4 protein-coding genes and 1 pseudogene are annotated in these 4,273 nt (G+C 58.9%); 3 read left to right on the plus strand and 2 right to left on the minus strand.

Annotation, left to right across the window (positions count from 1 at the left end):
• Together ACKWJN_RS08430 and ACKWJN_RS08435 are read right to left on the minus strand one after the other, a co-directional pair.
• Window positions 1-256: pseudogene (locus ACKWJN_RS08430) on the minus strand (hypothetical protein); the annotation flags it as partial.
• Between the two features lie 17 nt (window positions 257-273).
• Window positions 274-2,622 carry a DNA translocase FtsK gene (locus ACKWJN_RS08435; RefSeq protein WP_408595954.1) on the minus strand — a complete coding sequence of 783 codons (2,349 nt, stop codon included), beginning with the start codon at window positions 2,620-2,622 and terminating at the stop codon, window positions 274-276.
• A gap of 105 nt (window positions 2,623-2,727) precedes the next feature.
• Here ACKWJN_RS08435 and trxB point away from each other — a divergent pair, with 105 nt between their 5' ends.
• The 3 genes from trxB to rpmG all read left to right on the plus strand — a co-directional run.
• Window positions 2,728-3,684 carry a thioredoxin-disulfide reductase gene (gene trxB / locus ACKWJN_RS08440; protein WP_408595955.1) on the plus strand — a complete coding sequence of 319 codons (957 nt, stop codon included), beginning with the start codon at window positions 2,728-2,730 and terminating at the stop codon, window positions 3,682-3,684.
• Between the two features lie 149 nt (window positions 3,685-3,833).
• Window positions 3,834-4,067 carry a 50S ribosomal protein L28 gene (gene rpmB, locus ACKWJN_RS08445; protein WP_100146402.1) on the plus strand — a complete coding sequence of 78 codons (234 nt, stop codon included), beginning with the start codon at window positions 3,834-3,836 and terminating at the stop codon, window positions 4,065-4,067.
• Window positions 4,068-4,133: 66 nt separating this feature from the next.
• A partial coding sequence (rpmG, locus tag ACKWJN_RS08450; RefSeq protein WP_408595958.1) for a 50S ribosomal protein L33 occupies window positions 4,134-4,273 on the plus strand: 140 nt, incomplete at its 3' end.

Consider the following 4,273-nt stretch of genomic DNA (forward strand, 5'->3'; position numbering starts at 1 on the left):
CTTGGTCGGGTCTGGCAGGAGACGTCACCACCTGGGTAAAGTCGGCGCGTCCACTTTGGGTGGTATTCAAAAAAGCAGCCAAGGTGTCCAGGCTGTTGGCATGCGCCACGCCAACGCACGCAAATGCCCCAGCCAAAGCCCACCCCATCACCGCATGCCCCATCGCGTGTGTCCAAGGCATGAAGCGGCCACGGGTGTGTGTGGGTGACACATGAAATGGGGCCTTATTCATGGCGAACAGGTGAGGCTTTGTCATGCGGTGGACGTGTGACGCTACTCATCACGCCTGGGCACCAAAATTTCGCGCTGGCCGTTGTTGCTCATGTCGCTGACCATGCTGGCTTTTTCCATGTCTTCCACCAAACGCGCGGCGCGGTTGTAGCCAATCTTCAAGTGCCTTTGCACCAGCGAGATGCTGGCCTTGCGGTTTTTCAACACCACCTCGACGGCTTGGTCGTACATCGGGTCTTTTTCTGCGGGCGCGTCGCCAAACAAATCGGGGCCGCTGGCATTGCCGTCACCATCGACCGTGCCGCCTTCGAGCACGCCCTCGATGTAGTCGGGCTCGCCTTGGGTCTTGAGGTAGCTCACCACGCGGTGGACTTCTTCATCGCTCACAAAAGCACCGTGCACGCGAATGGGCAGCCCGGTGCCACTGGCCATGTAGAGCATGTCACCCATGCCCAGCAGCGCTTCGGCGCCCATTTGGTCAAGGATGGTGCGGCTGTCAATCTTGCTGCTGACCTGAAAGGCAATGCGGGTCGGGATGTTGGCCTTGATGAGGCCTGTGATCACGTCCACGCTGGGGCGCTGGGTGGCCAAGATCAGGTGAATGCCAGCGGCACGGGCCTTTTGCGCCAAGCGGGCAATCAGCTCTTCGATCTTCTTGCCCACCACCATCATCAGGTCGGCCAATTCGTCGATCACCACCACGATGTGCGGCAAACGCTGCAAGGGCTCAGGCTGCTCGGGCGTGAGGCTGAAGGGGTTGTAGATGAACTCTTCGCGTGCGGCGGCTTCGTCGATCTTGGCGTTGTAGCCCGCCAAGTTGCGCACACCCAGCTTGCTCATGAGCTTGTAGCGCTTTTCCATTTCGCCCACGCACCAGTTCAAGCCGTGTGCGGCTTGGCGCATGTCGGTGACCACCGGTGCCAACAAATGCGGAATGCCTTCGTAGACCGACATCTCCAGCATCTTGGGGTCGATCATCAACAGGCGCACATCACGCGCTTCGGCTTTGTAGAGCAGCGACAAGATCATGGCGTTGATGCCCACCGACTTGCCCGAGCCGGTGGTACCAGCCACCAGCACGTGGGGCATCTTGGCCAAATCGGCCACGACGGGGTTGCCAATGATGTCTTTGCCCAGGCCCATGGTGAGCATGGACTTGGCTTCGTTGTAAACGTCAGAGCCCAAGATTTCACTCAGGCGAATCGACTGGCGTTTGGCGTTGGGCAATTCCAGCGCCATGTAGTTTTTGCCGGGGATGGTCTCGACCACACGAATGGACACCAGCGACAAAGAACGCGCCAAGTCTTTGGCCAGGTTCATCACTTGCGAACCTTTGACACCGGTGGCGGGCTCAATCTCGTAGCGCGTGATCACGGGGCCCGGCGACGCCGCCACCACCCGCACTTCGACACCAAAGTCTTTGAGCTTTTTCTCGATCATGCGGCTGGTCATCTCCAGCGTCTCGGGGGCCACGGTGTCTTGGCGCACCAAGGGGCCGTCCAGCAAATCGACTTGCGGCAGGCGCGAATCGACCATTTCGGCGAACAAGGGCTTTTGGCGCTCTTTGGCCACGCGCGCGCTCTTGGGCACTTCCACCATTTCAGGCTCAATCACCACGGGCACCGGATGGTGCTCCTCTATCTCGACACGCTCTTCCAACACCACCTCTTCGCGCTCGCGCGCGGCAGCCAAACCGTAGGCGACGTCTTGTTCGCGCTCGCGGCGTTCACGCCAAGACTCGATGCGACCGTCAATCCAGGCGCCCATGTTCTCGGCCGTTTGGGCCCAAGAAAAACGAAACACCCAAGACGCGCCCACCACACCAAACACAATGAAGATCAAACCCGAGCCATTGAAGCCCAGCCACTTCAAGCTGAACGGACCCACCAGGTAACCCAGCACGCCACCGCTGACATGCCCGGGCAAACGGTCTTCAAAACGGTACAAGCGGGTCCACTCCAACCCCACACTCGAAATCAGCAGCAAGGCCAGTCCAGCCCAAAAGGCAAAACGGGTGTGGCGCCAGCCCAAGTTTTCCACTGGCGGGGTGTCTTCATCGCGCAAGCGATCGGCCAACGCAGCCAACCAAGCCACCAAGGCGGCGGCGTAGCACCACCACGCCGAGTAGCCCAGCAAGAAAAAGCTCATGTCCCCCAACCAGGCACCCAAGCGGCCACCAAAGTTGCGCACGCTGCTGCCTGTGCCCGAGGTGGTCCATGCAGGATCCAAAGGCGAGTGGGTGAGCAGTGCCAGCAACCAAAACAGCATGAACACAAAACCGGCGGTGAGCGCGATTTCTTGCGCAAAGCGCCTGAATCCGGTGGGTTTGTGGTCGCCATCTGCGCTGGAAGCGCGACGGTCGTTGTTGAGGGTGTTGAGCGAATAGGTCATGTCTGGTGGGAGAGCTTACCTGAGGGACGGCCCCACAGTGGGGAGGGCCTCGGCCAGGGTTCTTACAATCATTCTCTTATTGTCTCTTTCGATTGAGTGGTTCCGATGACTACCCCCCAACACGCCCAAGTTTTGATTCTGGGTTCTGGCCCTGCGGGCTACACCGCCGCCGTGTATGCAGCACGTGCCAATTTGAAGCCTTTGCTGATCACGGGCATGGCCCAAGGCGGTCAATTGATGACCACCACTGAGGTGGACAACTGGCCCGCCGATGTGAACGGTGTGCAAGGCCCCGAGCTGATGCAGCGCTTCCAGCAGCATGCGGAGCGCTTCAACACCCAGATCGTGTTTGACCATGTCCACACGGTCGACTTCTCCAAGCGCCCATTCACGCTGACGGGCGACAGCGGTGTCTACACCTGCGACAGCTTGATCATTTGCACCGGTGCTTCGGCCAAATACCTGGGCCTGCCTTCTGAAGAGGCGTTCATGGGCCGTGGCGTGTCAGGTTGCGCCACCTGCGACGGCTTTTTCTACCGCGAGCAACCCGTTTGCGTGGTGGGTGGTGGCAACACCGCTGTGGAGGAGGCGCTGTACCTCTCCAACATTGCCAGCGTGGTGCACCTGATCCACCGCCGCGACAAATTCAAAGCCGAGGCCATCTTGATCGACAAGCTGATGGACAAAGTGGCCGCAGGCAAGATCGTGCTGCAAACCCACAGCACGTTGGACGAAGTGCTGGGCGACGCCTCAGGCGTGACCGGCGTGCGTCTGAAAAGCACACAAGACGGCAGCACACGCGACTTGACACTGCAAGGCTGCTTCATTGCGATTGGCCACCACCCCAACACCGACATCTTTCAAGGTCAGCTGAACATGAAGGACGGCTACATCATCACCCAAGGCGGTTTGCAGGGCTTTGCCACCATGACCAGCGTGCCCGGTGTCTTTGCGGCTGGCGACGTGCAAGACCACGTGTACCGCCAAGCCATCACCAGCGCGGGAACAGGCTGTATGGCCGCCCTGGACGCCCAACGCTTCTTAGAACAAGAAGGCGTTTGATAAAACGCTATAATTTCAGGCTTTGTTGAACATGCCCGCATCCCACAGATGCGGATCAAGCGACAAATGTCGGGTTACCGCCACCCATTCTGGCGAGGTGAGGCGCTCGTGACCACGAGCTGCCGTTTAGAAAATCATGGAGTGTCCACATGGCACGCGTATGTGAAGTAACGGGCAAAGGCCCGATGACGGGGAACAATGTTTCCCACGCCAACAACAAAACCAAGCGCCGGTTCTTGCCGAACCTGCAATACCGCCGTTTCTGGGTGGAGACCGAAAACCGTTGGGTGCGCCTGCGCGTGTCGAGCGCGGCTCTGCGCCTGATCGACAAAAATGGCATTGACTCTGTGCTGGCCGATTTGCGCGCCCGCGGTCAGGCTTGATGATTTGATGGGCAGCTGCACACAAGCTCTGCCCTCCACTGACTAAATCTATTTAAGGAAACGATCATGGCATCCAAAGGCGGACGCGAAAAAATCAAGCTGGAATCGACAGCCGGCACCGGTCACTTCTACACGACCAGCAAAAACAAGAAAACCATGCCCGAGAAAATGTTGATCATGAAATTTGATCCCAAAGCTCGCAAGCA

It is taken from the genome of Limnohabitans sp. (assembly GCF_046052825.1).
Classification (GTDB): domain Bacteria; phylum Pseudomonadota; class Gammaproteobacteria; order Burkholderiales; family Burkholderiaceae_C; genus Limnohabitans.